21 protein-coding genes and 4 tRNA genes are annotated in these 23,446 nt (G+C 68.1%); 17 read left to right on the top strand and 8 right to left on the bottom strand.

Annotation, left to right across the window (positions count from 1 at the left end; all coding sequences use genetic code 11):
- Window positions 1-6: 6 nt before the first annotated feature.
- Both mnmA and FHW85_RS02915 read right to left on the bottom strand, forming a co-directional pair.
- A complete protein-coding gene (gene mnmA / locus FHW85_RS02910; RefSeq protein WP_168647253.1) occupies window positions 7-1,137 on the bottom strand; it encodes a tRNA 2-thiouridine(34) synthase MnmA in 1,131 nt (376 codons plus the stop codon).
- A complete protein-coding gene (locus tag FHW85_RS02915) occupies window positions 1,134-1,625 on the bottom strand; it encodes an NUDIX hydrolase (RefSeq protein ID WP_167256926.1) in 492 nt (163 codons plus the stop codon). The genes mnmA and FHW85_RS02915 overlap by 4 nt, the downstream gene beginning before the upstream one ends.
- A gap of 138 nt (window positions 1,626-1,763) precedes the next feature.
- On the opposite strand from FHW85_RS02915, the gene clpS reads away from it, so the two are divergent.
- Together clpS and clpA are read left to right on the top strand one after the other, a co-directional pair.
- Window positions 1,764-2,090: an ATP-dependent Clp protease adapter ClpS gene (gene clpS, locus FHW85_RS02920; protein ID WP_167256927.1), complete on the top strand. Its 327-nt coding sequence runs from the start codon at window positions 1,764-1,766 to the stop codon at window positions 2,088-2,090.
- A 63-nt stretch (window positions 2,091-2,153) separates the two neighbouring features.
- Window positions 2,154-4,424 (top strand): ATP-dependent Clp protease ATP-binding subunit ClpA, encoded by a 2,271-nt coding sequence (gene clpA, locus FHW85_RS02925; RefSeq protein ID WP_167256928.1) that lies wholly within the window; start codon window positions 2,154-2,156, stop codon window positions 4,422-4,424.
- A gap of 121 nt (window positions 4,425-4,545) precedes the next feature.
- Here clpA and infA read toward each other — a convergent pair whose 3' ends face one another.
- On the bottom strand, window positions 4,546-4,764 hold the full coding sequence (infA, locus tag FHW85_RS02930) for a translation initiation factor IF-1 (protein WP_026636496.1): 219 nt from the start codon (window positions 4,762-4,764) through the stop codon (window positions 4,546-4,548).
- An 83-nt stretch (window positions 4,765-4,847) separates the two neighbouring features.
- Window positions 4,848-5,123 (bottom strand): polyhydroxyalkanoic acid system family protein, encoded by a 276-nt coding sequence (locus tag FHW85_RS02935; RefSeq protein ID WP_167256929.1) that lies wholly within the window; start codon window positions 5,121-5,123, stop codon window positions 4,848-4,850.
- A gap of 139 nt (window positions 5,124-5,262) precedes the next feature.
- Between FHW85_RS02935 and FHW85_RS02940 the strand changes: the two genes are divergently transcribed.
- The 13 genes from FHW85_RS02940 (at window position 5,263) to FHW85_RS03000 (ending at window position 15,659) form a co-directional block, all read left to right on the top strand.
- Complete coding sequence (locus FHW85_RS02940; protein WP_168647254.1) at window positions 5,263-6,033, top strand: FHA domain-containing protein; 771 nt, start codon at window positions 5,263-5,265, stop codon at window positions 6,031-6,033.
- A gap of 82 nt (window positions 6,034-6,115) precedes the next feature.
- The gene (serC, locus tag FHW85_RS02945; RefSeq protein ID WP_167256931.1) at window positions 6,116-7,201 is read left to right on the top strand and encodes a 3-phosphoserine/phosphohydroxythreonine transaminase; all 1,086 of its coding nucleotides are present in this window, start codon (window positions 6,116-6,118) and stop codon (window positions 7,199-7,201) included.
- An 86-nt stretch (window positions 7,202-7,287) separates the two neighbouring features.
- A complete protein-coding gene (pheA, locus tag FHW85_RS02950; RefSeq protein ID WP_167256932.1) occupies window positions 7,288-8,376 on the top strand; it encodes a prephenate dehydratase in 1,089 nt (362 codons plus the stop codon).
- Window positions 8,377-8,419: 43 nt separating this feature from the next.
- Window positions 8,420-9,727 (top strand): 3-phosphoshikimate 1-carboxyvinyltransferase, encoded by a 1,308-nt coding sequence (gene aroA, locus FHW85_RS02955; RefSeq protein WP_343203661.1) that lies wholly within the window; start codon window positions 8,420-8,422, stop codon window positions 9,725-9,727.
- A 141-nt stretch (window positions 9,728-9,868) separates the two neighbouring features.
- Entirely contained in the window at window positions 9,869-10,648 is a 780-nt protein-coding gene (gene kdsB, locus FHW85_RS02960; RefSeq protein ID WP_167256934.1) for a 3-deoxy-manno-octulosonate cytidylyltransferase, read from the top strand.
- Window positions 10,645-11,112 (top strand): low molecular weight protein-tyrosine-phosphatase, encoded by a 468-nt coding sequence (locus FHW85_RS02965; RefSeq protein WP_168647256.1) that lies wholly within the window; start codon window positions 10,645-10,647, stop codon window positions 11,110-11,112. Before kdsB ends, FHW85_RS02965 begins: the two co-directional genes overlap by 4 nt.
- A 67-nt stretch (window positions 11,113-11,179) precedes the next feature.
- Window positions 11,180-13,006 carry an excinuclease ABC subunit UvrC gene (gene uvrC / locus FHW85_RS02970; protein ID WP_168647257.1) on the top strand — a complete coding sequence of 609 codons (1,827 nt, stop codon included), beginning with the start codon at window positions 11,180-11,182 and terminating at the stop codon, window positions 13,004-13,006.
- A 63-nt stretch (window positions 13,007-13,069) separates the two neighbouring features.
- Window positions 13,070-13,687, top strand: a complete 618-nt coding sequence (pgsA, locus tag FHW85_RS02975; protein ID WP_167256937.1) for a CDP-diacylglycerol--glycerol-3-phosphate 3-phosphatidyltransferase — start codon at window positions 13,070-13,072, stop codon at window positions 13,685-13,687.
- Window positions 13,688-13,735: 48 nt separating this feature from the next.
- Window positions 13,736-13,811: transfer RNA gene (locus FHW85_RS02980), tRNA-Gly, on the top strand.
- 157 nt (window positions 13,812-13,968) lie between these two features.
- Window positions 13,969-14,044, top strand: a tRNA-Gly gene (locus FHW85_RS02985).
- Window positions 14,045-14,125: 81 nt separating this feature from the next.
- Window positions 14,126-14,199, top strand: a tRNA-Cys gene (locus FHW85_RS02990).
- 157 nt (window positions 14,200-14,356) lie between these two features.
- Window positions 14,357-14,443: transfer RNA gene (locus FHW85_RS02995), tRNA-Leu, on the top strand.
- Between the two features lie 559 nt (window positions 14,444-15,002).
- Entirely contained in the window at window positions 15,003-15,659 is a 657-nt protein-coding gene (locus FHW85_RS03000; RefSeq protein WP_167256938.1) for a response regulator, read from the top strand.
- 93 nt (window positions 15,660-15,752) lie between these two features.
- Here FHW85_RS03000 and FHW85_RS03005 read toward each other — a convergent pair whose 3' ends face one another.
- Complete coding sequence (locus FHW85_RS03005; RefSeq protein ID WP_168647258.1) at window positions 15,753-19,013, bottom strand: Rne/Rng family ribonuclease; 3,261 nt, start codon at window positions 19,011-19,013, stop codon at window positions 15,753-15,755.
- Between the two features lie 440 nt (window positions 19,014-19,453).
- On the opposite strand from FHW85_RS03005, the gene FHW85_RS03010 reads away from it, so the two are divergent.
- On the top strand, window positions 19,454-20,362 hold the full coding sequence (locus FHW85_RS03010) for an RluA family pseudouridine synthase (RefSeq protein ID WP_243868148.1): 909 nt from the start codon (window positions 19,454-19,456) through the stop codon (window positions 20,360-20,362).
- Here the strand turns inward: FHW85_RS03010 and FHW85_RS03015 are convergent.
- Entirely contained in the window at window positions 20,340-21,845 is a 1,506-nt protein-coding gene (locus FHW85_RS03015) for a type II CAAX endopeptidase family protein (RefSeq protein ID WP_168647259.1), read from the bottom strand. The two genes, FHW85_RS03010 and FHW85_RS03015, sit on opposite strands and share 23 nt — an antisense overlap.
- A gap of 2 nt (window positions 21,846-21,847) precedes the next feature.
- Complete coding sequence (locus FHW85_RS03020; RefSeq protein ID WP_167256941.1) at window positions 21,848-22,189, bottom strand: 4a-hydroxytetrahydrobiopterin dehydratase; 342 nt, start codon at window positions 22,187-22,189, stop codon at window positions 21,848-21,850.
- 149 nt (window positions 22,190-22,338) lie between these two features.
- On the opposite strand from FHW85_RS03020, the gene FHW85_RS03025 reads away from it, so the two are divergent.
- Complete coding sequence (locus FHW85_RS03025; RefSeq protein WP_168647260.1) at window positions 22,339-22,947, top strand: NfuA family Fe-S biogenesis protein; 609 nt, start codon at window positions 22,339-22,341, stop codon at window positions 22,945-22,947.
- 141 nt (window positions 22,948-23,088) lie between these two features.
- Here FHW85_RS03025 and FHW85_RS03030 read toward each other — a convergent pair whose 3' ends face one another.
- The gene (locus FHW85_RS03030; RefSeq protein ID WP_167256943.1) at window positions 23,089-23,442 is read right to left on the bottom strand and encodes a cytochrome c; all 354 of its coding nucleotides are present in this window, start codon (window positions 23,440-23,442) and stop codon (window positions 23,089-23,091) included.
- Window positions 23,443-23,446 lie beyond the last annotated feature (4 nt).

The following is a 23,446-nucleotide window of genomic DNA, read 5'->3' on the forward strand; positions in this document are numbered from 1 at the left end:
TAGGTTTCAAACACGTTGTGCGGACTCTTCGGGGACAGGGGCGGCGTTCCAGCCGCCGTAGGGAGCGTCGGTGCGGGCGATCACGGCGCCGCCCAGGCAAACCTCGCCATCGTAGAAAACTACGGACTGGCCGGGTGTGACGGCGCGCTGGGCTTCGTCGAAACGCACTTCCACGCCGGCGGCGTCGACGCGCACGGTGCAGGCCTGGTCGTGCTGGCGGTAGCGCGTCTTGGCGGTACAGCGGAATTCGGCGGCGGGCGCCGCGCCGGCCACCCAGGTGGGAGCGTCGGCATGCAGGCGCTGCGAGTGCAGCCAGTGGTTCTCGCCGCCCTGGGCCACGTACAGCACGTTGGCGCGCACGTCCTTGCCCACCACGTACCAGGCGTCGCCGCTGGCGCCCTGGCGGCCGCCGATGCCCAGGCCGTTGCGCTGGCCCAGCGTGTAGTACATGACGCCCTGGTGCTCGCCCACGCGCGCACCGTCTGGCGTGCGCATCTCGCCGGGGCGGGCGGGGATGTACTGGCTCAGGAATTCGCGGAAATCGCGCTCGCCGATAAAGCAGATGCCGGTGGAATCCTTCTTGGCGTGCGTCGGCAGGGCCGCGTCCAGGGCCATGCGGCGCACCGCGGATTTCTCGATCTCGCCGACCGGGAACAGCGTGGCGGCGAGCTGCCGCTGGCCCAGCGCGTGCAGGAAATAGGTCTGGTCCTTGCCGGCATCCACCGCGCGCAGCAGGCGGTGCCGCCCGTCGCGTTCGTCCACGCGGGCGTAGTGGCCAGTGGCGATCTTGTCCGCGCCGAGCGCGCGCGCTTCGTCGAGGAAGGTCTTGAACTTGATCTCGCGGTTGCACAGCACGTCGGGGTTCGGCGTGCGGCCGGCGCGGTATTCGGCGAGGAAATGCTCGAACACGCCGTCCCAGTATTCGGCGGCGAAGTTGCGCGCATGGAAAGGAATGCCCAGGCGGCCGCAGACCGCGACGGCGTCCTTGCGGTCGGCGTCGGCGGTGCAGGGGCCGGCGCGGTCGTCTTCTTCCCAGTTCTGCATGAACAGGCCTTCGACCTCGTGGCCGGCCTGTTGCAGCAGCAGGGCGGCGACCGAGGAGTCCACGCCGCCGGAGATGCCCAGCATCACTTTCACGGATAGCGGTCCTCGGGCAGCAGGCTGCTCAGCGCGGACAGCGGGACGCGCTGGCCGGCCAGCCAGGCGTCGATGCTCCGCAGCACCAGCGGGCTGCGCAGGCGGTCGCCCAGGCCGGCCACTTCGGCGCGGGTCAGCCACAGGGCGCGGCGGATGCCGGTATCCAGCCGGCGGTCCGGGTCGTGCCCGACCGGGCTGGCGGCGAAGCTGAAACGCAGCACGCTGTGGCCGTGCTCGGTGCTGCGCCACTGGTGCACGCCGACCAGCGCGTCGAGCTCGACGGTCCAGCCGGTTTCCTCCAGCGTCTCGCGCACGGCGGCGCTGGCCAGGCTTTCGCCATCGTCCAGATGGCCAGCTGGCTGGTTGTAGACGAGCCGGCCATTGACCTCTTCTTCCACCATCAGGTAGCGGCCGCCGTCGGCCACCACGCAGGCGACGGTGACGCGCGGACACCACACGGCGGCAGGGGCGGGAGCGGAATCGTTCATGGGCAGGGGATATAGCGCTTAAAGCCGGCACTGGAAAAGACGACATTGTGCCATCACCTGAAAGTGCTATCCCGGAACGCGGAAACCATCGCGTGGGCCGGGCGGTATACTGGCCACAAGATCGAGACAGCGGAACTCATGGCGCACGAACCCGAACACGAGCAAGGCACAGGGCATGGCCTGGCGTTGGAAACCGCCCGTCCGGAGGTGGCACGCCCGCCGCTGTTCCAGGTGGTCCTGCTCAACGACGATTTCACCCCCATGGATTTCGTGGTGGAGGTGCTGCGCAGCTTCTTTGGCCTGGACCAGGAGCGCGCGGTGCAGGTGATGCTTCACGTGCACACCCGCGGCAAGGGCGTGTGCGGGGTCTTCACGAGGGAGGTGGCCGAAACCAAGGTGACCCAGGTGAACGAATATTCACGTGCCCATCAGCATCCTTTGCTATGCACTATGGAAAAGCTGTGAGCGCCCCCATTTCGTGGTCATCGCGGCGTTAGCCGCCCTGCCATCCAAGCGGAGAAGGTCCGGATGTTCAGCAAGGATCTCGAAGTCACCATCGGCCAGTGCTACAAGCAGGCCCGCGAGCAGCGCCACGAATTCATGACGGTGGAGCACCTGCTGCTCGCGCTCACCGAAAACCAGTCGGCCCTCGGCGCCCTGCGCGCCTGCGGGGTCGACCTGCCACGGCTCACCCACGAGCTGGAAAAGATCATCGCCGAGACCGTGCCGGTACTGCCGCACGGCGACGAGCGCGACACCCAGCCCACCCTGGGTTTCCAGCGCGTGCTGCAGCGGGCCGTGTACCACGTGCAGTCCTCCGGCCGTAAGGAGGTCACCGGCGCCAACGTGCTGGTGGCGATCTTCGGCGAGAAGGACTCCCACGCGGTGTACTTCCTGCATCAGCAGGAAATCACCCGCCTGGACGTGGTCAATTACATCTCGCACGGCATCGCCAAGATCGGCGACGAGCCGTCCACCGGCATGCCCGGCACCGACCGCGAAGGCGAGGAGGGCGGCGATCCCAAGGGCAATCCCTTGAGCGAGTACGCCGCCAACCTCAACGAGCTGGCGCTGGAAGGCAAGATCGACCCGCTGATCGGCCGCCAGGACGAGATCGAGCGCACCATCCAGGTGCTGTGCCGCCGCCGCAAGAACAACCCGCTCTACGTGGGCGAGGCCGGCGTGGGCAAGACCGCCCTGGCCGAAGGCCTGGCCAAGCGCATCGTCGACGGCGACGTGCCCGAGGTGCTGGAAAACGCCACCATCTGGTCGCTGGACCTGGGCGCCCTGGTAGCCGGCACCAAGTACCGCGGCGACTTCGAGAAGCGCCTGAAAGCGGTGATCACCCAGCTGAAGAAGCAGCCGGGCTCGATCCTCTTCATCGACGAGATCCACACCATCATCGGCGCCGGTTCCGCCTCGGGCGGCACCATGGACGCTTCCAACCTGATCAAGCCGATGCTGGCCTCCGGCGAGCTGCGCTGCATCGGTTCCACCACGTTCCAGGAATTCCGCGGCATCTTCGAGAAGGACCGCGCACTGGCCCGCCGCTTCCAGAAGATCGACGTGGTCGAGCCCACCGTGGCCGACAGCATCGAGATCCTGAAAGGCCTGCGCTCGCGCTTCGAAGAGCATCACAACGTGGTCTATACCAACGAGTCGCTGAAGGCGGCGGTGGACCTGTCGGTGAAGCACATTCCCGACCGCCTGCTGCCGGACAAGGCGATCGACGTGATCGACGAAGCCGGCGCCCGCCAGCGCCTGCTGCCGGTCGACCAGCGCACCGGCAAGATCGACGTGCCGGAAGTGGAATACATCGTGGCCAAGATGGCGCGCATCCCGGCCAAGCAGGTCTCGGCCTCGGACCGCGACGTGCTGCGCAACCTGGAACGCAACCTCAAGATGGTGGTGTTCGGCCAGGATGCGGCGATCGAGGCGCTGGCCTCGTCGATCAAGATGGCGCGTTCCGGCCTGGCCGATCCGTCCAAGCCGATCGGCTCCTTCCTGCTCGCCGGCCCCACCGGCGTGGGCAAGACCGAGGTCACCCGCCAGCTGGCGATGCAGCTGGGCATTGAGATGATCCGCTTCGACATGTCTGAGTACATGGAAGCGCACTCCGTCTCGCGCCTGGTCGGCGCACCTCCGGGCTATGTCGGCTTCGACCAGGGCGGCCTGCTGACCGAGGCGGTGACCAAGCATCCGCACGCGGTGCTGCTGCTGGACGAGATCGAGAAGGCGCATCCGGATGTGTACAACATCCTGCTGCAGGTGATGGACCGCGGCGTGCTGACCGACACCAACGGCCGCGAGGCGAACTTCAAGAACGTGATCCTGGTGATGACCACCAATGCCGGCGCGCAGCAGGCGGCCCGCCGCGGCATCGGCTTCGTCAAGCAGAGCCACACCACCGACTCGATGGAAGTGATCCGCCGCACCTTCACGCCGGAGTTCCGCAACCGCCTGGACGCGGTGATCCAGTTCAACGCGCTGGATTTCGAGCACATCCTGCGCGTGGTGGACAAGTTCCTGATCGAACTGGAGACCCAGCTGGGCGAAAAGCACGTGTCGCTGGACGTGGACGCCGACGCCCGCCGCTGGCTGGCCGAGCACGGCTTCGATCCGCAGATGGGCGCGCGCCCGATGGCCCGCGTGATCCAGGAGAAGGTGAAGCGTCCGCTGGCCGACGAGCTGCTGTTCGGCAAGCTGTCCGAGGGCGGCAAGGTGCGCCTGAGCGTCGCCGACGGCGAGCTGAAGGTGGACACCGAGGAAGCGGAAAAACTGCCGGCGGTGGTTTCCTGAGCCGCCGCGGTTTCGCAGGCAGAAAGAAAAGGCCGCGCTCAGCGCGGCCTTTTCGTTTGCGGAACCCGGCCCGCTGGTGGGGCCGATCCGGATGCCCGCCCGTCCGGGCAGGCGGCCGGCATCACTTCATGCGATAGGTGATACGACCCTTGGTCAGGTCGTACGGAGTCATCTCCACCTTCACCTTGTCGCCGGTGAGGATACGGATGTAGTGCTTGCGCATGCGACCGGAAATGTGGGCGGTGATCACGTGCCCATTCTCCAGCTGCACGCGGAACATGGTGTTCGGCAGGGTCTCCATGACCGTGCCTTCCATTTCGATGACGTCGTCTTTGGCCATGCGTTCCGGTCGGTAAGAGGGCGGCCGTCGCGGCCGCGTAAGCGGGCGATTATGCCATGGAATAGCGGATGGTTAAAGAATCATCAGCCGAAGTGCTCGTCCAGCTTGCGGCGGATCTCCTGTTCCACCATCCCCTTGAGCGGGGCCAGCATCATGCCCAGCTCGGCCCGGACCTGGATGGCGTCGGTTCCCACCTCGATCGAGCCGTTGACCCCCGGCCGCTGGAAGCTGAGCGTGTCGCCCTGCCAGCTGCCCTCCATGCCGAACTTCTCGCGCATGCGCGCCGCCACCTGCTCGACCACGGCGCGGGCCTCGGGCACGGAAAGCTGGTGCGGGCGGCGGATGTCGATCTTGGGCATGGTCGGTTCCTGCGGAGAAACCACGCATATTAGCGGCGATAGCCACGCATGGCAGCGATAGCCACGCATTCAGCGCAGGCCGCATGGAGCGGACGCATGTATCTGCTAGAGTCCCGCCGGTCTCTAGACTGGTTCACAGATGCGCATCGAGTTTCCTCATTCGGCCCGCGAAGATTTTCGTTGGGAGCAGCCGCTGCTGAGGATCGGCAGCGCGCCCGACAACGATCTGGTGCTGGCCGAGCGCCAGGCCGGCAGCCACCACCTGCGCATCCAGCTGGATCGCCGCGGCTGGGTGCTGCAGGTGCTGCCGCAGGGGAACCGCATCTACGTCAATGCCCGGCCCGTACGCGAACGGGCGCTGCTGCGCGCCGGCGACATCCTGAGCGTCGGCGATTGCCGCATGCTGCTGTGCGCCGACGAGCTGCCCGAGGCCCGCGCCCCGCTCGAAAGCGTGTCCGATGCGGCCCGCTGCGCGGTGGCGCTGCGGGCGATGGGCGGCCCGCTGTCGGGCCGGGTGATCCCGGTCGACGGCGCGCTGGAATTCGGCCCGCTCGGCCGCTATCCGCTGGAACTGCCGCAGGGTGAGACGGCCTCGTTCCGCCTGGCCTGGAAGGACGGGCAGGTGTGGCTGGAATCGCTGCAGGGTTCCGAACGCTATCCGCTGCGCGTCAATGGCGCGCCGGTGCAGCGGGTGGCGCTGCATCCGGGCGACCAGATCGGCCTGGCCATGCACCGCTTCGTGGTCGATGCCCCGGGCCTGGAACGCGAGCCGGAACTGCCGCCGCCGCCGCCGGAACCGGAGCACCTGCCCGAGGAAGATGCCGGCCCGCGCGGCGAGGTGTGGTGGCTGATCGTCACCGCCGCCGTGCTGGCGCTGGGCATCGCCCTGATCTTGCTCGTCCGTTTCTAAAGCAACGGTTTTCTACGGTTGACGCTGGGTTGTTGCGGCGCGGCATAATGCGGCGCTTATTCCCTTCATAAAGGCGTCGCTCGTGAGCAGGGTCTGGAATTTCAGCGCGGGGCCGGCCGCGATTCCCACCGCGGTACTGGAACGCGCGCAGCGCGAACTGCTCGACTGGAACGGCAGCGGCGCCTCGGTGATGGAACTGTCCCACCGCGGCAAGCGCTTTATCGGCCTGGCCGAACAGGCCGAAGCGGACCTGCGCGAACTGCTGCGCATCCCGGCCGACTACGCCGTGCTGTTCCTGCAGGGCGGCGCCACCCAGCATTTCGCGCAGATTCCGCTGAACCTGGCGGGCGAGGGCGACAGCGCCGACTACATCGTCAACGGCCACTGGGGCGAGAAGGCGGCCAGCGAAGCGGCGCCGTACGTGCGGGTGAACGTCGCCGCCAGCAGCAAGGACGAGCATTACCTGCGCCTGCCGCCGCGCGGCAGCTGGCAGCTCGATCCGCGCGCGGCGTACGTGCACTACACGCCGAACGAGACCATCCACGGCGTCGAGTACCACGACGTGCCGGACGTGGGCGAGGTCCCGCTGGTCGCCGACATGTCGTCCAACATTTTGTCCGAGCCGCTCGATGTCAGCCGTTTCGGCCTGATCTACGCCGGTGCGCAGAAGAACATCGGCCCCTCCGGCCTGGTGGTGATGATCGTGCGCCGCGACCTGCTGCAGCGCGCCTCGCGGCCGATGGCGAAGATCTTCCGCTACGCCGATCACGCCGCCAACGATTCCATGCTCAACACGCCCAATACCTGGGGCTGGTACCTGGCCGGGCTCACCTTCCAGTGGCTGAAGGAGCAGGGTGGCCTGGATGCGATTGCGCGCCGCAACCACGACAAGGCCGCGCTGCTGTACCAGGCCATCGACGGTTCCGGCGGCTACTACCGCAACCCGGTGGAACCGGCCGCGCGTTCGCGCATGAACGTGCCTTTCACCCTGCACGACAGCGCGCTGGACGCGGATTTCCTCAAGGAATCCGAAGCCGCCGGCCTGCTCGCGCTGAAGGGCCACAAGGCGCTGGGCGGCATGCGCGCCTCGCTGTACAACGCGGTGCCGCTGGAGGCGGTGCAGGTGCTGGTGCAGTTCATGCGCGACTTCGCCGCGCGGCATGGTTGACCGGCGTGCCTGATCGCTTTTACCGCCGCCGATCAGGCACTATGCGTTTCCCCCGTTTGGACATCTTTACCCCCGAACCTCAGCTCATGACCGAATCAAAAGTCTCGCTCGAACAGGTGCGCGAACGCATCGACAGCATCGACCGCCAGATCCAGGAGCTCATCGCCGAGCGCGCGACCTGGGCCCAGGAAGTGGCGCGCGTCAAGGGCGAAGGGCTGTCGGCGATCGACTATTATCGCCCCGAGCGCGAGGCCCACGTGCTGCGCATGGTGGTGGACCGCAACCGCGGGCCGCTGTCCGACACGGAAATGGTGCGCCTGTTCCGCGAGATCATGTCCTCCTGCCTGGCGCAGGAAGACCCGCTCAAGGTCGGCTTCCTCGGCCCCGAAGGCACCTTCAGCGAGCAGGCCGTGCGCAAGCACTTCGGCCATGCCGCCTATGGCCTGCCGCTGGGCAGCATCGAGGAAGTATTCCAGGAGGTCGCCGCCGGCCATGCCGATTTCGGCGTGGTGCCGGTGGAGAACTCCGGCCAGGGCATGATCCAGATCACCCTGGACATGTTCCTTACTTCCGCAGCCACCATCTGCGGCGAGATCGAGCTGCGCGTGCACCAGTGCCTGCATTCGCAGAGCGGCAGAATGGAAGACATCAAGCGCGTCTATGCGCACGCGCAGTCGCTGCAGCAGTGCAAGACCTGGCTGCGCATCAACCTGCCGGGCGTGGAATGCATCGCGGTCAGCAGCAATGCCGAAGCCGCGCGCATGGCGCGGCATGCGGACGACGCGGGCGCGATCGCCGGCGAAACGGCCGGCCGCGTGTACGGCCTGAAGACGCTGGCCACCGGCATCGAGGACCGCGCCGACAACACCACGCGCTTCCTGGTCATCGGCCGCTCGCTGTTCCCGCCCTCGGGCAACGACCGCACTTCGCTGCTGATCACCGTGAACGACAAGCCCGGCGCGCTGTACGACGTGCTCAGCCCGTTCGCCAAGCACGACGTCAGCCTCAACCGCATCGAGTCGCGCCCGGCGCATACCGGCAAGTGGCAGTACGCCTTCTTCATCGACGTGTCCGGCCATGTGCAGGACGCGCCGATCCAGGCCGCGATGCAGGAGATGGACGGCGCCGCCGCGCAGGTGCGCGTGCTCGGTTCCTACCCGGTGGCCTTGCCCTGATCCCAGACCGCGGCGGCCGCCGGCCGCCGCCCGGAGAAGCTTCGTGACCCGACTCGACTGGTTGAGCCAGCCCGCCCGCGCGCTGCACGGCAGCGTGCGCGTGCCGGGCGACAAGTCCGTTTCGCATCGTTCGATGATGTTGTCCGCATTGGCCGAAGGCCGCTCGCATATCCGCGGCTTCCTCGAAGGCGAGGACACCCGCGCCACCGCGGCGGTGCTGCAGAAGCTCGGCGTGCGCATCGAAACGCCCAGCGCCGGCGAGCGCGTGGTCGACGGCGTCGGCCTGCACGGCCTGCGCGGCACCGCCGAAGCGCTGGACTGCGGCAACGCCGGCACCGGCATGCGCCTGCTGGCCGGCTTGCTGGCGGGGCAGGCCTTCGACAGCACCTTGATCGGCGACGAGTCGCTGTCCAGGCGCCCGATGCGCCGCGTCACCGAGCCGCTCGCCGCGATGGGCGCGCGCATCGATACGCAGGATGGCCTGCCGCCGCTGCGCGTGCACGGCGGCCAGCCGCTCAAGGGCATCCGCTACACGCTGCCGGTGGCGAGCGCGCAGGTGAAGTCCGCGCTGCTGCTGGCCGGCCTGTATGCGCAGGGCGAGACGGAAGTGATCGAGCCGCATCCCACGCGCGACTACACCGAGCGCATGCTCGCCGCCTTCGGCTGGCCGATTGAATTCGAGCCCGGCCGCGCGCGCCTCAGCGGCGGCCATCGCCTGCGCGCCACCGACGTGGACGTGCCGGCGGATTTCTCCTCCGCCGCGTTCTTCCTGGTCGCCGGCAGCATCGTGCCCGGCGCCGAACTGCGCCTGCCGGCGGTGGGCCTCAACCCGCGCCGCACCGGCCTGCTGCAGGCGCTGCGCCTGATGGGCGCGGACATCACGGTCGAGCACGAACGCGAGAGCGGCGGCGAGCCGGTGGGCGATCTGATCGTGCGCCACGCGCAGTTGCATGGCGTGGAACTGCCGGAGGCGCTGGTGCCGGACATGATCGACGAATTCCCCGCGTTGTTCATTGCCGCGACGGCGGCCAAGGGGCGCACCGTGGTGCGCGGCGCGGCCGAGCTGCGCGTGAAGGAATCGGACCGCATCGCCACCATGGCCGCCGGCATGAAGGCCATCGGCGCGAATATCGAGGAGACGCCGGACGGCGCCATCATCGACGGCGGCGCGCTGCGCGGCGGCGAAGTGGACAGCCACGGCGACCACCGCATCGCGATGAGCTTCGCCGTTGCCGGCCTGATGGCGCAGGGCCCGATCCGCATCGCGGATTGCGCGAATGTGGCTACGTCGTTCCCGGGCTTCATGGAGCTGGCGAACGGCTGCGGCTTCGAACTGCGCACCGATGGCTGACGTAGGTTGGGGTGAGCCGCAGGCGAACCCCAACAGCGCGGCAACGTTGGGGTTCGCCTGCGGCTCACCCCAACCTGCGCGGGCCAGGCTCGTGTCAACCTTGCCCAGCGGTTAGGCTTGGCGCCTCCACACGAGGTCGCCATGTCCGCACACGTCCCGCCCTTCATCGTCGCCATCCCCGCCCGCTACGGCTCCACCCGCCTGCCGGCCAAGCCGCTGCGCGCCTTGGGCGGCGTGCCGATGGTGGTGCGCGTGGCCCAGCGTGCGCTGCAGGCCGGCGCGGCCCGGGTGGTGGTGGCGGTGGACGACCGGCGCGTCGCCGATGCGCTGGCCGGGCAGCAGGGCATCGATATCTGCATGACCCGCGCCGACCACGCTTCCGGCAGCGATCGCCTGGCCGAATGCGCCGCGCATTACGGCTGGGCGGACGACGCCATCGTGGTGAACCTGCAGGGCGACGAACCGTTCGCTCCGGCGGCCGGCATCCGCGAGGTGGCGCGTGCGCTGGCCGAGGACGATGCGCCGATGGCCACGCTGGCCACGCCCATCCTCGATGCGCACGAACTGTTCGATCCGAACGTGGTGAAGCTGGTGCGCACCGTGTCCGGCCGCGCGCTGTACTTCAGCCGCGCGCCGCTGCCCTGGGCGCGCGATGCCTTCGCCGCCAGCCGCGAGCAGCTGCCGGCGGATACGCCGTTCCTGCGCCATATCGGCATCTACGCGTACCGCGCCGGCTTCCTGCAGCGCTACACCACGCTGCAGCGCACGCCGCTGGAGCAGGCCGAATCGCTGGAGCAGCTGCGCGTGCTGGAACATGGCCACGCCATCGCCGTGCGCCTGACGCCGGAGCCGTTCCCGCCGGGGATCGATACCGAAGCCGACGTGCTGCGCGCCGAGCAATGGCTGGCGGCGCAGGGATGAGCGCGCCGCGCGTCCTGTTCGTGTGCCTGGGCAACATCTGCCGCTCGCCGCTGGTGGAAGGCGTGGCGCGCCAGCGCTGCGCCGAGGCGGGACTCGCCGTGGAGGTGGCCTCCTGCGGCACCGGCCATTGGCATGTGGGCGAGGGCGCCGACCTGCGCATGGTGCATGCGGCCGCGGCGGCGGGCTTCGATCTTTCGCCGCACCGCGCACGGCAGCTGCGGGCCGCGGACCTGGACGCATACGACCTGGTCTTCGCCATGGACAGCGACAATCTGCGCGGCATCCAGCGCTTCGTCACATCTCGCTCACGCGCCGAAACCGGCCTGTTCCTGCCCTGGACCGGCGCCGCGCCGCCGCAGGATTTCCCCGACCCGTACTACGGCGGCCCCGAAGGCTTCACCGCCTGCGTGGCGCTGGCCGAACGCGGCGTGGCCGGACTGATCGAGCGCCTGCGCCGGCGCTGATCCGCGCCATTGCAATGGCGACGCCGGCCTCCATAAGAGAGGGGCGAATCCCGTTAGAATTCACCCTATGCAGCCCACTCCGCCGCAGGCCTTCGACGGCAAGGCCTTCGTCCGCACCCTGACCACCTCGCCCGGCGTCTATCGTTATTTCGATGCCGAGGGCGAGCTGCTCTACGTCGGCAAGGCGGGCAATCTCAAAAAGCGCGTCGGCAGCTATTTCCTCAAGCCGCGGATGGAGCCACGCATCGCCTCGATGGTGTCGCAGATCGAGCGCGCCGAGATCACCATCACGCGCACCGAGGGCGAGGCGCTGCTGCTGGAATCGCAGCTGATCAAGTCGCTGAAGCCGCGCTACAACATCCTGCTGCGCGACGACAAAAGCTATCCGTACATTTATCTGTCCAGCAAAGAGGAGTATCCGCGGCTGGCCTTCCACCGCGGCGCCAAGAACCTGCCGGGCCGCTATTTCGGCCCGTATCCGAGCGCGTTCGCGGTGCGCGAAAGCCTCAACCTGATGCAGAAGCTGTTCAAGGTGCGCCAGTGCGAGGACAGCTATTTCCGCAACCGCTCGCGGCCCTGCCTGCAGCACCAGATCGGGCGCTGCACGGCGCCGTGCGTGCAGCTGATCACCGTTGACGACTACCGCAGCGACGTGCGCCATGCCGAGATGTTCCTGGAAGGTCGCAGCAGCGCGGTGATCGACGAGCTGGTGGGTTCGATGGAGCAGGCCAGCAAGTCGCTGGAATTCGAGCGCGCCGCCTCGATGCGCGACCAGGTGGCCGCGCTGCGCGGCCTGCAGGCGCAGCACCACGTGCATGGCGCCAGCGCCGACATGGACGTGATCGCCTGCCGCATCGAAGCCGGCATGGCCTGCGTCAGCGTGCTGTTCTTCCGCAACGGCATCAGCCTGGGCACGCGTGATTTCTTCCCGCGCCTGCCGCTGGATGCCGAGCCGGGCGACGTGATGGCCCAGTTCATCGCGCAGTACTACCTGGACCGCCCGGTGCCGCGCGAGCTGATCCTGTGCCAGCCGATTCCGGACCAGGAAATCCTGGCCGAGGTGCTGACCCAGCAATCCGGCCGCACGGTGGAACTGAAAGCCAGCGTGCGCGGCGAACGCGCGCGCTTCCTGCAGATGGCCGAGCGCAATGCGCAGGCCTCGCTCACCGCGCGCCTGGCCAGCCGGCAGACGCTGGGCGCGCGCTTCGACGACCTGCAGCGGCTGCTGGAGCTGGATGCATCGCCGCGTCGCATCGAATGCTTCGACATCAGCCATACCATGGGCGAGGCGACGGTGGCTTCGTGCGTGGTGTTCGGTCCGGAAGGGCCGGAGAAATCGCACTACCGCCGCTTCAATATCGCCGGCATCACGCCGGGCGACGACTACGCCGCCATGCACCAGGCGCTGACGCGCCGTTTCCGCAAGGTGGCGGAAGGCGAGGGCGCCAGCCCCGACATCCTGCTGATCGACGGCGGCGGCGGGCAGGTAGCGCAGGCGCTGGACGTGCTGAAGGAACTGGGCGTGAGCGGCATCCGCGTGGTCGGCGTGGCGAAAGGGCCGGGCCGCCGCGCGGGCGAGGAGACCTTGATCCTCGCCGACAGCGGCCGCGAGCTGCATCCCGGCCCGGCGTCGCCGGCGCTGCACCTGGTGGCGGCCGTGCGCGACGAGGCGCACCGCTTCGCCATCAGCGGCCATCGCAAGCGTCGCGAGAAGGCGCGCGAGCGCAGTGTGCTGGAAGAAGTGCCGGGCATCGGCGCACGCCGCCGCGCCGCGCTGCTCAAGGCCTTCGGCGGACTCGCCGGCGTGGAAGCGGCGGGCGTGGAGGAACTCACACGGATCAAGGGCATCGACCGTGGCCTGGCGGAGCGCATCTATGCGGCCCTGCATGGCTGAACCTTCGTTACTGTGGGCACGACGCGCGCATGCGACACTGCGCGGATGAGAGCTAAGGAACCTATGCGCATCAATCTGCCGACCTGGCTCACCCTGTTCCGCGTGGCGCTGCTGCCGGTGATGGTGCTGGTGTTCTACTGGCAGTTCCCGGGCCACAACATCACCGCCGCGGTGGTGTTCCTGCTCGCGGCGATCACCGACTGGCTGGACGGCTACCTGGCGCGCCGGCTCAATCTGACATCCGCGTTCGGCGCTTTCCTGGATCCGGTGGCCGACAAGCTGATGGTGGCGGTGACGCTGTTCCTGCTGGTGGAATCGCATCGCGGCGGCTGGGCCGGCGTGCTGATGGCGGTGACGGCGGCGATTATCGTCGGGCGCGAGATCAGCGTGTCCGCGCTGCGCGAGTGGATGGCCGAGATCGGCATGCGCGCGGCGGTGAAGGTGGCCTTCGTCGGCAAGCTCAAGACCGTGATGCAGATGATCGCGCTGGTGGTGCTGATCGTGCAGCACGAGAAGAGCGCCGAGGCGCTGCGCCTGTATCACATCGGCGAGGCGCTGCTGGTGATCGCGGGCGTGCTGACCATCTGGTCCGGCCTGTACTACCTGCGCGCCGCATGGCCGATGCTGCGCGGCGAACCGCCGCGCAACGAGCCGGCGAACGAGGAAAACGGCACCGTGTGACAGAGGCTTGACGACCGCGCTTTAGCCATTACAATGCGCGACTCCGATGCGGGAATAGCTCAGTTGGTAGAGCACGACCTTGCCAAGGTCGGGGTCGCGAGTTCGAGTCTCGTTTCCCGCTCCAGTTTCGATGAAAGCCCCGGTAAATCCGGGGCTTTCTCGTTTCCGGGGTCCACGCGCCGGCGGGCTCGGAAGGGGATGAAAGCGGTAAGCGCGGGCAAATTAATCCGTCGCCGCCTCTTCACAAATCCCGATCTTCTGCTATGATTTCTGACTCTGATGCGGGAATAGCTCAGTTGGTAGAGCACGACCTTGCCAAGGTCGGGGTCGCGAGTTCGAGTCTCGTTTCCCGCTCCAGTCTTCAGCAAAACCTCGGACCGCCGGGGTTTTGTTTTTTAAGGCGCAGCGTGATCTTTCCGGTTACGATGCGCCGGCAATGGCCAGGTGGCAGAGTGGTCATGCAGCGGCCTGCAAAGCCGTGTACGCCGGTTCGATTCCGACCCTGGCCTCCATTGCGAAGATTCAAAAAGCCCGCCATGCGCGGGCTTTTTGTTGCCCGCATGAGCGGGATCCGCGCAGCAGAGGACGCGGCGTGCCGGCCACGCACGCATGCTAGGATGCGCCGCGATATCGCAGGCGGCGCGCACCGCACGTGCATCATGTCGCTCGGCCCGGATGGCGAAACTGGTATACGCAAGGGACTTAAAATCCCTCAGCCGAAAGGCTATGCGGGTTCGACCCCCGCTCCGGGCACCATGTCTTCCTCTTGTTCCCTGGCTGACGTCACGGCGTCCGTTTCGTGCGTGTTCGTTTCGCGTGCGGTGGGTGCTTCCGTTTGCGCGACGGCCGCGCTGAGGGGCGGATGCCTTCGTCCATCCATCTGCGGGTGAAGTTTTCCTGACATCGCACCGACCACTGATGTAGGACGACACCGCAGACACGGCCCAGCGAAAACCGCCAGCCAGGCCGGAATCACTCCTAAAACCATGCGGCCTTCGGGAGCTGCGCTGTCAGCGGGCACCTGCTTGAGGCGCTAGGGATTTCCTGGCGCCAACGCACGTCCGGAGCCTCTGGAAAGCGCGAAAATCATCACGGGGAGATAACACTCGCCAGCTTATGACGACACACCGTAGGTCATGACTGACAGACCCGGTCAGGGCGATCGAAGATACTTGCGCAAGTCCAGGCGGCAACGCTCCGGGAAAGGGAGGCGAGAAAAAGTTTTTATGTTGGTGGACGCCACTTACAGGGGGGTGCTTGCATCGTCTGCGCATGCCGCCTACTTTCAGGAACTTGACCCACGGAGGGCGGGGACGTGATCAATCTGGTTCTTATCGACGATCACGAGCTCGTCCGCACCGGCTTTCGGATGATCCTGCAGCAGCAGCCGGACGTGCATATCTGCGGCGAGGCGGGCACGGCGGAAGAGGGACTGAAGCTGATCCGCGCGCATGAGCCGGAAATCGCGCTGGTCGACGTGCACATGCCCGGCATGAGCGGCATCGAGCTCACCGAGCGCGTCGCCCGCGCCAAGATGCCGACGCAGATCATCATCATCACCGTGGTGGACGACGCGCGCTTTCCCAAGCGCCTGCTCGAAGCCGGCGCCACCGGCTACCTCACCAAGGGCTGCACCGCCGACGAACTGCTGTGCGCGGTGCGCCAGGTCGCCGGCGGCCGCCGCTACCTGGCGCCGGCGGTGGCGCAGCAGCTGGCGCTGGCGACGCTGGACGGCGAGGCCTCGCCGTTCGACGCGCTGTCCAGCCGCGAGCTGGAAGTCGCCATGATGCTGGTGCGCGGCAAGGCGCTCACCACCATCGGCGAGCAGCTCAACCTGAGCCCGAAGACGGTGTCCACCTACAAGCAGCGCCTGATGGAGAAGCTGCAGGTGGATCACATCGTGAGCCTCGCGCACCTGATGACCATCCACGGGCTGCTGGATACGCACAACAACCAGATCGGCGGCGGTTGAGCGCGGCGTAGCGAACCGCGGCTTGCGGTCGATTCGCGGCATAAAAAAAAGCCGGGCGATAAGCCCGGCTTTTTCGTTGCACGATGCGCCGGATCAGCCGTTGGAAGCGTGGCTGTCCTTCTTCTCTTCCGAAGCAGCGTCGTCCTGCGCGGCGGCTTCGTCCGTGCTTGCGTGGGGCGCCGGCGGCGCCACGTGGCCCAGCAGATCGCCCTGTGCGGGCAGCTGCGTGACCGGTGCGGGTACCACGGTGACTTCCGACGGCAACTCCGCCTGAGCGGGTTCGTCGGCGATCGCTTCGTGTTTCGTCTCGACGGCTTCCGGCGCCTGGACTTCCGGCTCGGTCTTGACCGTCTCGACGACGACAACCGCGGGTTCGATGACCATCGGTTCCACGGCAGCCGGTTCGACCGGCAGCACCGGCTCGACATGGACCACCACCGGCGCGGCTTCAACCGCGGGCGCTTCGGCGACCGGAGCGGCAGCGACGGGTTCGGCTGCCACGGCCTCGGCGGCGGCGAACAGCGGAGCGGACTCCAGCGTCGTCACCGTCGCGGCGGCGCGGATCTCGCTTTCCGCCACGGTGGCCGGCGGCGCCGATACGTCGGCGGCGACCGGCGCGTCTTCCACCGGCGCGTGCGCCACCACCGGCTCGGCCGGCAGTGCGGCCACGGCTTCCGGCTCGTCCGCCTTCGCGGGCACCGGCGGCAGGGCGGGCAGGTTGAACGAAGCCGGTGCCGGGGCGGGCGTTTCGACCACCGGGACCTCGAGTTCGGCGCGAGCCGCCGGAGCATGGGCCGACTCGATGCCTTCGACGGCGATCACGGTGGCGGCCGCGGTCGCGGCGACAGCCGCTGCGGCGGGACGCGCTTCGGCCTTGGCCGGCTGCCCGGCGCCATCTTCCTCGCGGTCTTCGTCGTCCAGATCGAACTCGTTGTCCTGCTGCGCGTCGGGCGAGCCGGCCTGGGCGGCGTCTTCGTGACGGCGGCGGCGGCGGCCGCCGCGGCGGCCACGGCGACGGCGCGGCTGGCCGCCTTCGGCTTCGGCGGCGGCCGGATCCAGCGCGTCGGGTGCGACGGCATCGGTCACCGGCTTGGCGGCGAGCGCGGCGTCCTGCGCGGCTTCATCGGCGGGCGCCGGGGCCGGGCGCTGCGGCTGCGGGGCCGGCTGCTGCGGAGCGATCGGCTGGGCTGCGGCGGCGGCCGGAGCAGCCTGCTGCGGCTGCGCGGCCGGACGCGGCTGGCGCGGTTCCTGCGCCTGCGCGGCCTGCGGCTGGGCGGGCTTGGCCTGTTCCTGGCGCGGCTGCTGCGGGTTCTGCTTGCGCTCGCCGGCCTGGGCCTCGGCGGCCTTCGGCTGCTGCTGGCGCTGCTGCTGTTCCGGCTTGGCCTGGCCCTGCTGCTGGCGCGGCTGCTGCTCGTTGCCGCGCTGGCGATTGCCCTTGCCCTGCTGTTGCTGCTGCTGGGCCTGGCCCTGCTTGGGCTGCTGGTCGCGGCGCTGCTGCGGTTGCTGCTGCTGGCGGTTCTGCGGCTGCTGTCCGCGGCCGCGCTCGTCACGGCGCTGGTTGCGGCCGCCGGTGTTGGACGGGGTGCTTTCGCGCCTGGCTTCCGGCGCGGGCGCCGGGGCCGGGGCGGCACGGAACCAGCCCAGGAAGCGGGAGATCATGCCGCCGCTCGGCGTCGGCGCGGCGGCCGGACGCGGAGCCTGGCGGGCCGGCGGCGCGGCGACCGGAGCCGGCGCGGTTTCCTCGCGCACGGGGGCGGGCGAGGCGGGCACGATGCCGCTGACGGCCGGCTGCTCGCCGCTGCCCAGGGCCTGGCCCATCTTCGGGATCGGCGCGGCTTCCACCACGGTCCGGCGCTCGTAGCTGGGCTTGCTGTGCTCGCCCATCTCCGCTTCGCGGATGCGCTGGATCTGGATGTGCGGGGTCTCGAGCTGGTCGTCGGCCACGATCACCACGTGGACCTTGTTGCGCAGCTCGATCTCGACCACGCCGGCACGCTTCTCGTTGAGCATGAAGTTGGCCACCGCCGGCGGGGCCTGCACCAGCACCTGGCCGGTGTTGTCCTTCATGGCGTGCTCTTCGATCAGGCGCAGGGTCGACAGCGCCAGCGATTCCACGCTGCGGATGTGGCCATGGCCCTCGCAGCGCGGGCACACGATCTGGGTGGCTTCACCCAGGCTCGGGCGCAGGCGCTGGCGCGACATTTCCAGCAGGCCGAAGCGCGAGATGCGGCCGACCTGCACGCGGGCGCGGTCCAGCTTCAGGGCGTCCTTCAGGCGCTCTTCCACTTCGCGCTGGTGCTTGGGGCTGTCCATGTCGATGAAATCGATCACGATCAGGCCGCCGGCATCGCGGATGCGCAACTGGCGGGCGATTTCCACCGCCGCCTCGCAGTTGGTGTTGAACGCGGTTTCCTCGATGTCGCTGCCCTTGGTGGCCTTCGAGGAGTTGATGTCGATGGCCGTCAGCGCTTCGGTCTGGTCGATCACGATCGAGCCGCCCGAGGGCAGGCGGACCTGGCGGTCGAACGCGCTCTCGATCTGGGTCTCGATCTGGTAGCGCGAGAACAGCGGGGTGTCGTCCCGGTACAGCTTGAGCTTGCGCAGGGCATTGGGCATGACCTGCTGCATGAACTCGCGCGCGTCGTTGAACAGCGATTCCTCGTCGATGAGGATCTCGCCGATGTCATTGCGCAGGTAGTCGCGCAGGGCGCGGATGAACAGCTTCGATTCCTGGTAGATCAGGAACGGCGCCTTCTGCGCGCTGGCGGCGGCCGAGATGGCCTTCCACAGCTGCAGCAGGTAGTCCAGGTCCCACTGGAGCTCTTCGGCGTCGCGGCCCATGCCGGCGGTGCGCACGATCAGGCCGACGTCGTCCGGCACCGTCAGGTGCTCGAGGGCTTCCTTCAGGGCCTGCCGGTCCTCGCCCTCGATCCGGCGCGAGACGCCGCCGGCCTTCGGGTTGTTCGGCATCAGCACCATGTAGCGGCCGGCCAGGCTGATATAGGTGGTGAGGGCGGCACCCTTGTTGCCGCGCTCCTCCTTCTCGACCTGGACGACCACTTCGTGGCCTTCCTTGATCAGGTCGCGAATATTCGCCTTGTTCGGATCCAGGCCGGGGGTGAAATATTCCCGGGCGATTTCTTTCAGCGGCAGGAAGCCATGGCGCTCGGCACCGTATTCGACGAAGCAGGCTTCCAGGGAGGGTTCGACGCGAGTGATGCGGCCCTTGTAGATGTTGGCCTTTTTCTGTTCGCGGGAGGGGATTTCGATGTCGAGGTCGTACAGGGTCTGGCCATCGACGATGGCCACGCGCAACTCTTCACGCTGAGTCGCGTTGATCAACATACGTTTCATTGTAGTTTTCCTTGGCTTGCCGCGCGTCGCGTGCCGCGGTGGCGCCTTCTGGGCGGCCTGCCGGGGATCGCGCCGCAGCGGGGAAGCGGCATAAAGACGGCGCCGTTACCGGCTCCGGGGTATTCGTGGCATCACGCCAGCCGCGCCGATTCGTTAAGAAATCTCTCTTAACAATCGGACAAACGGCAACCCGAACCGTTACGATGAAAGGGAGCAGCGACCGGCTGCCGGGTGAGCGGCCGGCGCTATCCTCGCCGGCGTCACGGGCGGGCGTCCCGGCCCGGACCGGTTTCGGCGGGCTAGGACGTAGCGCCGGCCGAGTATCCTATTTAGTCAGGTTTTTTTCAATGCAGACGGCAACTTCCCACGACGCACCTCACGGAGTGCGTCAAGTCGAGATCGGCCCGGAAAGGGACGGCCAGCGGATCGACAACGCCTTGATGACCATCCTCAAGGGCGTGCCGAAAAGCATGATCTACCGTCTGCTGCGCACCGGACAGGTGCGCGTGAACGGCAAGCGCGCCAAGCCGGAAACCCGTCTCGCCGCCGGCGATATGCTGCGTATTCCGCCGGTGCGCATGGCCCCGGAGAAGACTGGCGAGCAGCCGCCTTCGGCCGCGCTGATGGAAGCCGTCGCGGAGGCTGTCATCTTCGAGGACAAGCATTTCCTGGTGATCGACAAGCCCGCCGGCATCGCCAGCCATGGCGGCAGCGGGGTCAGCCACGGGGCGATCGAGCTGCTGCGCGCGGCCCGGCCGAACGAGCACCTGGAGCTGGTCCACCGCCTGGACCGCGACACCAGCGGCGTGCTCGTGTTCGCCCGCACCCGCGCCGGCCTGACCGGGCTGCAGGCGCTGATCCGCGCCAATACGGTGACCAAGCAATACCTCTGCCTGATGGTCGGGCATCCGAACAAAGCCAAGTTCGACGTCAACGCGCCGCTGCAGAAATCGGTGCTCCAGGGCGGCGAACGGATGGTAAGAGTGTCCGATAACGGCAAGCCCTCGCTTACTTTTTTCCGCGAGATGGAGCAGTACCGCGGCGCCCGCCTGATGCAGGCCACCCTGGGCACCGGCCGTACCCACCAGATCCGCGTGCACGCCGCCCACGTCGGCCACCCGCTGGCCGGCGACGCCAAGTACGGCGACAAGGAAGCGAACAAGCTGTACCGCGAGATGGGCCTGCAGCGGCTGTTCCTGCATGCCGCGCATATGAGCTTCGAGCTCGATGGGCGCGCCTACGGCTTCTCGGCGCCTTTGCCAGAAGACTTGAAGAACTTCCTCGATGTGCTTGCCGTGAAAGGCAAAAATCCCGAGGGCTACCGCCCTAGAGGAAAAAACGCGCACTGACTTCCAGCGAGCGCAGCAGCCCGCCGGTCAGCCCGCTTTCCACCAGCAGCGCGCAGCCGGCGTGAGCCAGGGCGACCGGCAGCAGGCGGCGGGAGCGCAGGAAGCACCACGCCCACCCAAGCTCGGCCAGGAAGCACAGCTGCATCAGCGCTCCGTTCGGGGTGTGCAGCAGGGCGAACAGGGTGGCGGTGCCCAGGATCGGCAGCGCCGTTCCCCCCGGCCAGTGCTCCAGCCGGCGCAGCACCACCGCCAGCATCAGCCACTGCTGCAGGCCGGCCCAGGCGACATATAAGAAAGCGTGGCGCCATTCCGGCGCGGCGTAGCCATGGCCGAACACGGCCACCACGATCGCGGCCACCGGAAGCAGCGCCAGCGGCGCCAGCCAGTCCTTCGGCTTGCCGCCGATCCAGCGCCAATCCGCCGGGCGCCGCCGCGTCTCCTTCCACCCGGCCCAGGCCAGCGCACCGATAAAAGCCGCCACCGCCGGCGGCGATGCGCGCAGCCCCCATTGCAGGCCGGCGATCAGCCAGAGCGGGCCGGCCGCCACGGCCAGCACGTCCCAGGCGGGATGGGTATCGCGCCGCGCCGTATACAGCAGCACCAGCAGGTAGGCCGCGCAGATCGACCAGGCCAGCCAGGCGGGAGCGGCTTCATGCGCGGTGGCGACAGGGGTGGACCCGGCGGAAACGATGAGGGCGGCCGGCCACCGATCGCGCAGCCGGTCGCGCAGCCCGAGCCAGTTTTCGACCGAGCCTTCGCGCGGCAGCCAGACCAGCGGCACGGCCGGCATGGTGGGGGCCACGGTCAGCTGTTCGCGCAGATCGATCTCCCGTCCCGCCGAAAGGTCGACCGTGGGAGCGGAGCCGGGCAACGGGACCGGCCGCTCCGCCACCAGCGCCGCGTCGCGCAGTTCGAGCGTCCCGCCGGCCGGCAGTTGCGCGCGCAGGCGGAACAGATACGCCACGGTGGCCGGCATCGCGCAGGGCGACGCGTCCCCGTGCCGCCAGTCGAGCTTGCGCAGATCGAAGACCTGGGTGGCCGTGTCGCCGACAGGAATCCTGCCAGCGTCGGCCATGCACGAAGGCTCCCGCGCGTGCGGCTGGACGATGAGATAAAGCGATCCGGCCTTGCTGCCGCGGAGGTCCAGATGCAGCAACGGCCAGTGCGCCAGATCCATCGGCTGCAGCACCGGCAGGCCCAGTTCGAAAGCCTGCCCGTCACGGCTGGTCACTTTCAGACCGGTCCCATCCGCGGCCACCGAAGCATTCCCGAACGCCCGCCCGGCCACCAGATCGCGCGGCTGCCGCAGGCGCCATCGCCACAGCGGCTCGCCCGCCTGCAGCACATGCAGTTCGCGCTCCGCCTCATGGCGCAGATGGCTTTCCACCATCCAGCCCGCCAGCGCGCGCAGCCCCAGCAGCAACAAGGCCGCCGCCAGCACGAAGCTGGCGACGCGAACCGCAGCAGGCAGGCGCGCGCCCAAGCTCAGCGCGCCAGCAAGGCCTCGACGCGCGCGGCGCAGATAAAGTCGTTGAGCGAAAGCCCGCCCACGTCATGCGTCGACCACAGCACCTGGCAGTGCCCATAGCCGGCTTCGAGATCCGGATGGTGGTCTTCCTGGTTGGCCATGAAGCCGACCGCATTGATAAAGCCCAGGGTGTGGTGGAAATCGGCGAACTTGAAGTCCTTCACGATCGCCTTGCCTGCGGCGGCCAGCGTCCAGCCCGGCAGTTTCGCCAGCATGGCCTCGATCTGCGCGCCATCCAGCGCGTGCTCCTTGCCCTTGCGCGGGGTGCAGTGCTGGCTGGCGAGGTCGGCGTAGCTCATGGTCGGGACTCCGGAAGATTCAAAACGCGAAGCGTCGAAGTTGCGTGGCGAAAAGTCAAAACCATGCAGCCGGCGCGAAAGAGGACTAAAATGGTGCTGTTTCCGGCGCGGCTCCCCAGCCCGCGCCAGGCCGTTTCCCCGGAGCAGGCATGATCGACATTTCCGAACGCGCGCAGCGGCATTTCCTGCGTCTTCTTTCGCAGCAGGGCATCGAAGGCCTCAGCATCCGCCTGCGCGTCACCGCGCCGGGCACGCCCGCCGCCAATTGCGAGCTGGAGTTCTGCGAGCCGGACGAGCTCACCGGCAACGAATGGACCATCGAATGCGAGGGCTTCCTGTTCCAGATCGAGGGCGACAGCGCGCCCTGGCTCGACGGCGCCAGCATCGACTACGAATCCAACGCCACCGGCGGCCAGCTCAATATCCGCGCGCCGCGCATCAAGGGCGACATGCCGGGCATGGAAGCGGGCCTGGTGGAGCGTGTGCGCTACGTGCTCGACGCCGAGGTCAATCCGCGCATCGCCGCGCACGGCGGCCGCATCAGCCTGCTGGAGGTGAGTGCGCAAGGCGTGGTAGTGCTGCAGTTCGGCGGTGGCTGCCACGGCTGCGGCATGGTCGACGTGACGCTCAAGCAAGGCGTGGAGAAGACGCTGCGTGAACGCGTGCCGGAGATCACCGAAGTGCGCGATGCCACCGACCACGCGGGCGGCAGCAATCCGTACTACAGCAAGCGGGAAGGGCACTCGGCCATGGGCTGATCAGGAAGAACGGTCGAGCTTATGGCGATCCTTCGCCCGCTGCTCCGCCCGCCCCCTCATCCCGACCCTCTCCGCGGAGGGGGAGGGGGCAAAAGAAAAAGGCCCGCGCGAGCGGGCCTTTTCATGCGGCAAGCTCAGGGCTTACTTGTCGCCCTGGATATGCCCTTCGAGCGTGCTGAGCTTGCTCGGCTGCGCGGAGAAATAGGCCGCCACGTCCTCGATGTCCTGCTCGGACAGCGTGGCGACGAAGCCCTTCATGATCGCGTTGTTGCGCGCGCCGCTCTTGTACTCGTGCAGGGCGCGCTGGATGTACAGGTTGTACTGGCCGGCCAGGCGCGGGTACTGCGGATCGACGGAATTGCCGTCGGCGCCGTGGCAGGCGAAGCAGGCAGCGGCCTTCTGCTTGCCGGCGTCGGTGTTGCCGGCGGCCGGGGCCTGGAGGGAAGCGAACGCCAGGACGGCGCCGAACGAAAGCAGGGTGAGCGCACGATTCATCGGA

Origin of the sequence: Dyella sp. SG609 (assembly GCF_012275375.1) — a bacterium.
Taxonomy (GTDB): domain Bacteria; phylum Pseudomonadota; class Gammaproteobacteria; order Xanthomonadales; family Rhodanobacteraceae; genus Dyella_D; species Dyella_D marensis.

Coding starts and splice junctions, on each gene's coding strand:
- FHW85_RS03025 (WP_168647260.1), top strand. CDS start 22,339: ATGATCGACATTTCCGAACGCGCGCAGCGGCATTTCCTGCGTCTTCTT.
- FHW85_RS03010 (WP_243868148.1), top strand. CDS start 19,454: ATGACCATCCTCAAGGGCGTGCCGAAAAGCATGATCTACCGTCTGCTG.
- FHW85_RS03030 (WP_167256943.1), bottom strand. CDS start 23,442: ATGAATCGTGCGCTCACCCTGCTTTCGTTCGGCGCCGTCCTGGCGTTC.
- clpS (WP_167256927.1), top strand. CDS start 1,764: ATGGCGCACGAACCCGAACACGAGCAAGGCACAGGGCATGGCCTGGCG.
- infA (WP_026636496.1), bottom strand. CDS start 4,764: ATGGCCAAAGACGACGTCATCGAAATGGAAGGCACGGTCATGGAGACC.
- FHW85_RS02965 (WP_168647256.1), top strand. CDS start 10,645: ATGAGCGCGCCGCGCGTCCTGTTCGTGTGCCTGGGCAACATCTGCCGC.
- FHW85_RS02915 (WP_167256926.1), bottom strand. CDS start 1,625: ATGAACGATTCCGCTCCCGCCCCTGCCGCCGTGTGGTGTCCGCGCGTC.
- FHW85_RS03020 (WP_167256941.1), bottom strand. CDS start 22,189: ATGAGCTACGCCGACCTCGCCAGCCAGCACTGCACCCCGCGCAAGGGC.
- FHW85_RS03005 (WP_168647258.1), bottom strand. CDS start 19,013: ATGAAACGTATGTTGATCAACGCGACTCAGCGTGAAGAGTTGCGCGTG.
- clpA (WP_167256928.1), top strand. CDS start 2,154: ATGTTCAGCAAGGATCTCGAAGTCACCATCGGCCAGTGCTACAAGCAG.
- FHW85_RS02940 (WP_168647254.1), top strand. CDS start 5,263: ATGCGCATCGAGTTTCCTCATTCGGCCCGCGAAGATTTTCGTTGGGAG.
- pgsA (WP_167256937.1), top strand. CDS start 13,070: ATGCGCATCAATCTGCCGACCTGGCTCACCCTGTTCCGCGTGGCGCTG.
- FHW85_RS02935 (WP_167256929.1), bottom strand. CDS start 5,123: ATGCCCAAGATCGACATCCGCCGCCCGCACCAGCTTTCCGTGCCCGAG.
- kdsB (WP_167256934.1), top strand. CDS start 9,869: ATGTCCGCACACGTCCCGCCCTTCATCGTCGCCATCCCCGCCCGCTAC.
- pheA (WP_167256932.1), top strand. CDS start 7,288: ATGACCGAATCAAAAGTCTCGCTCGAACAGGTGCGCGAACGCATCGAC.
- uvrC (WP_168647257.1), top strand. CDS start 11,180: ATGCAGCCCACTCCGCCGCAGGCCTTCGACGGCAAGGCCTTCGTCCGC.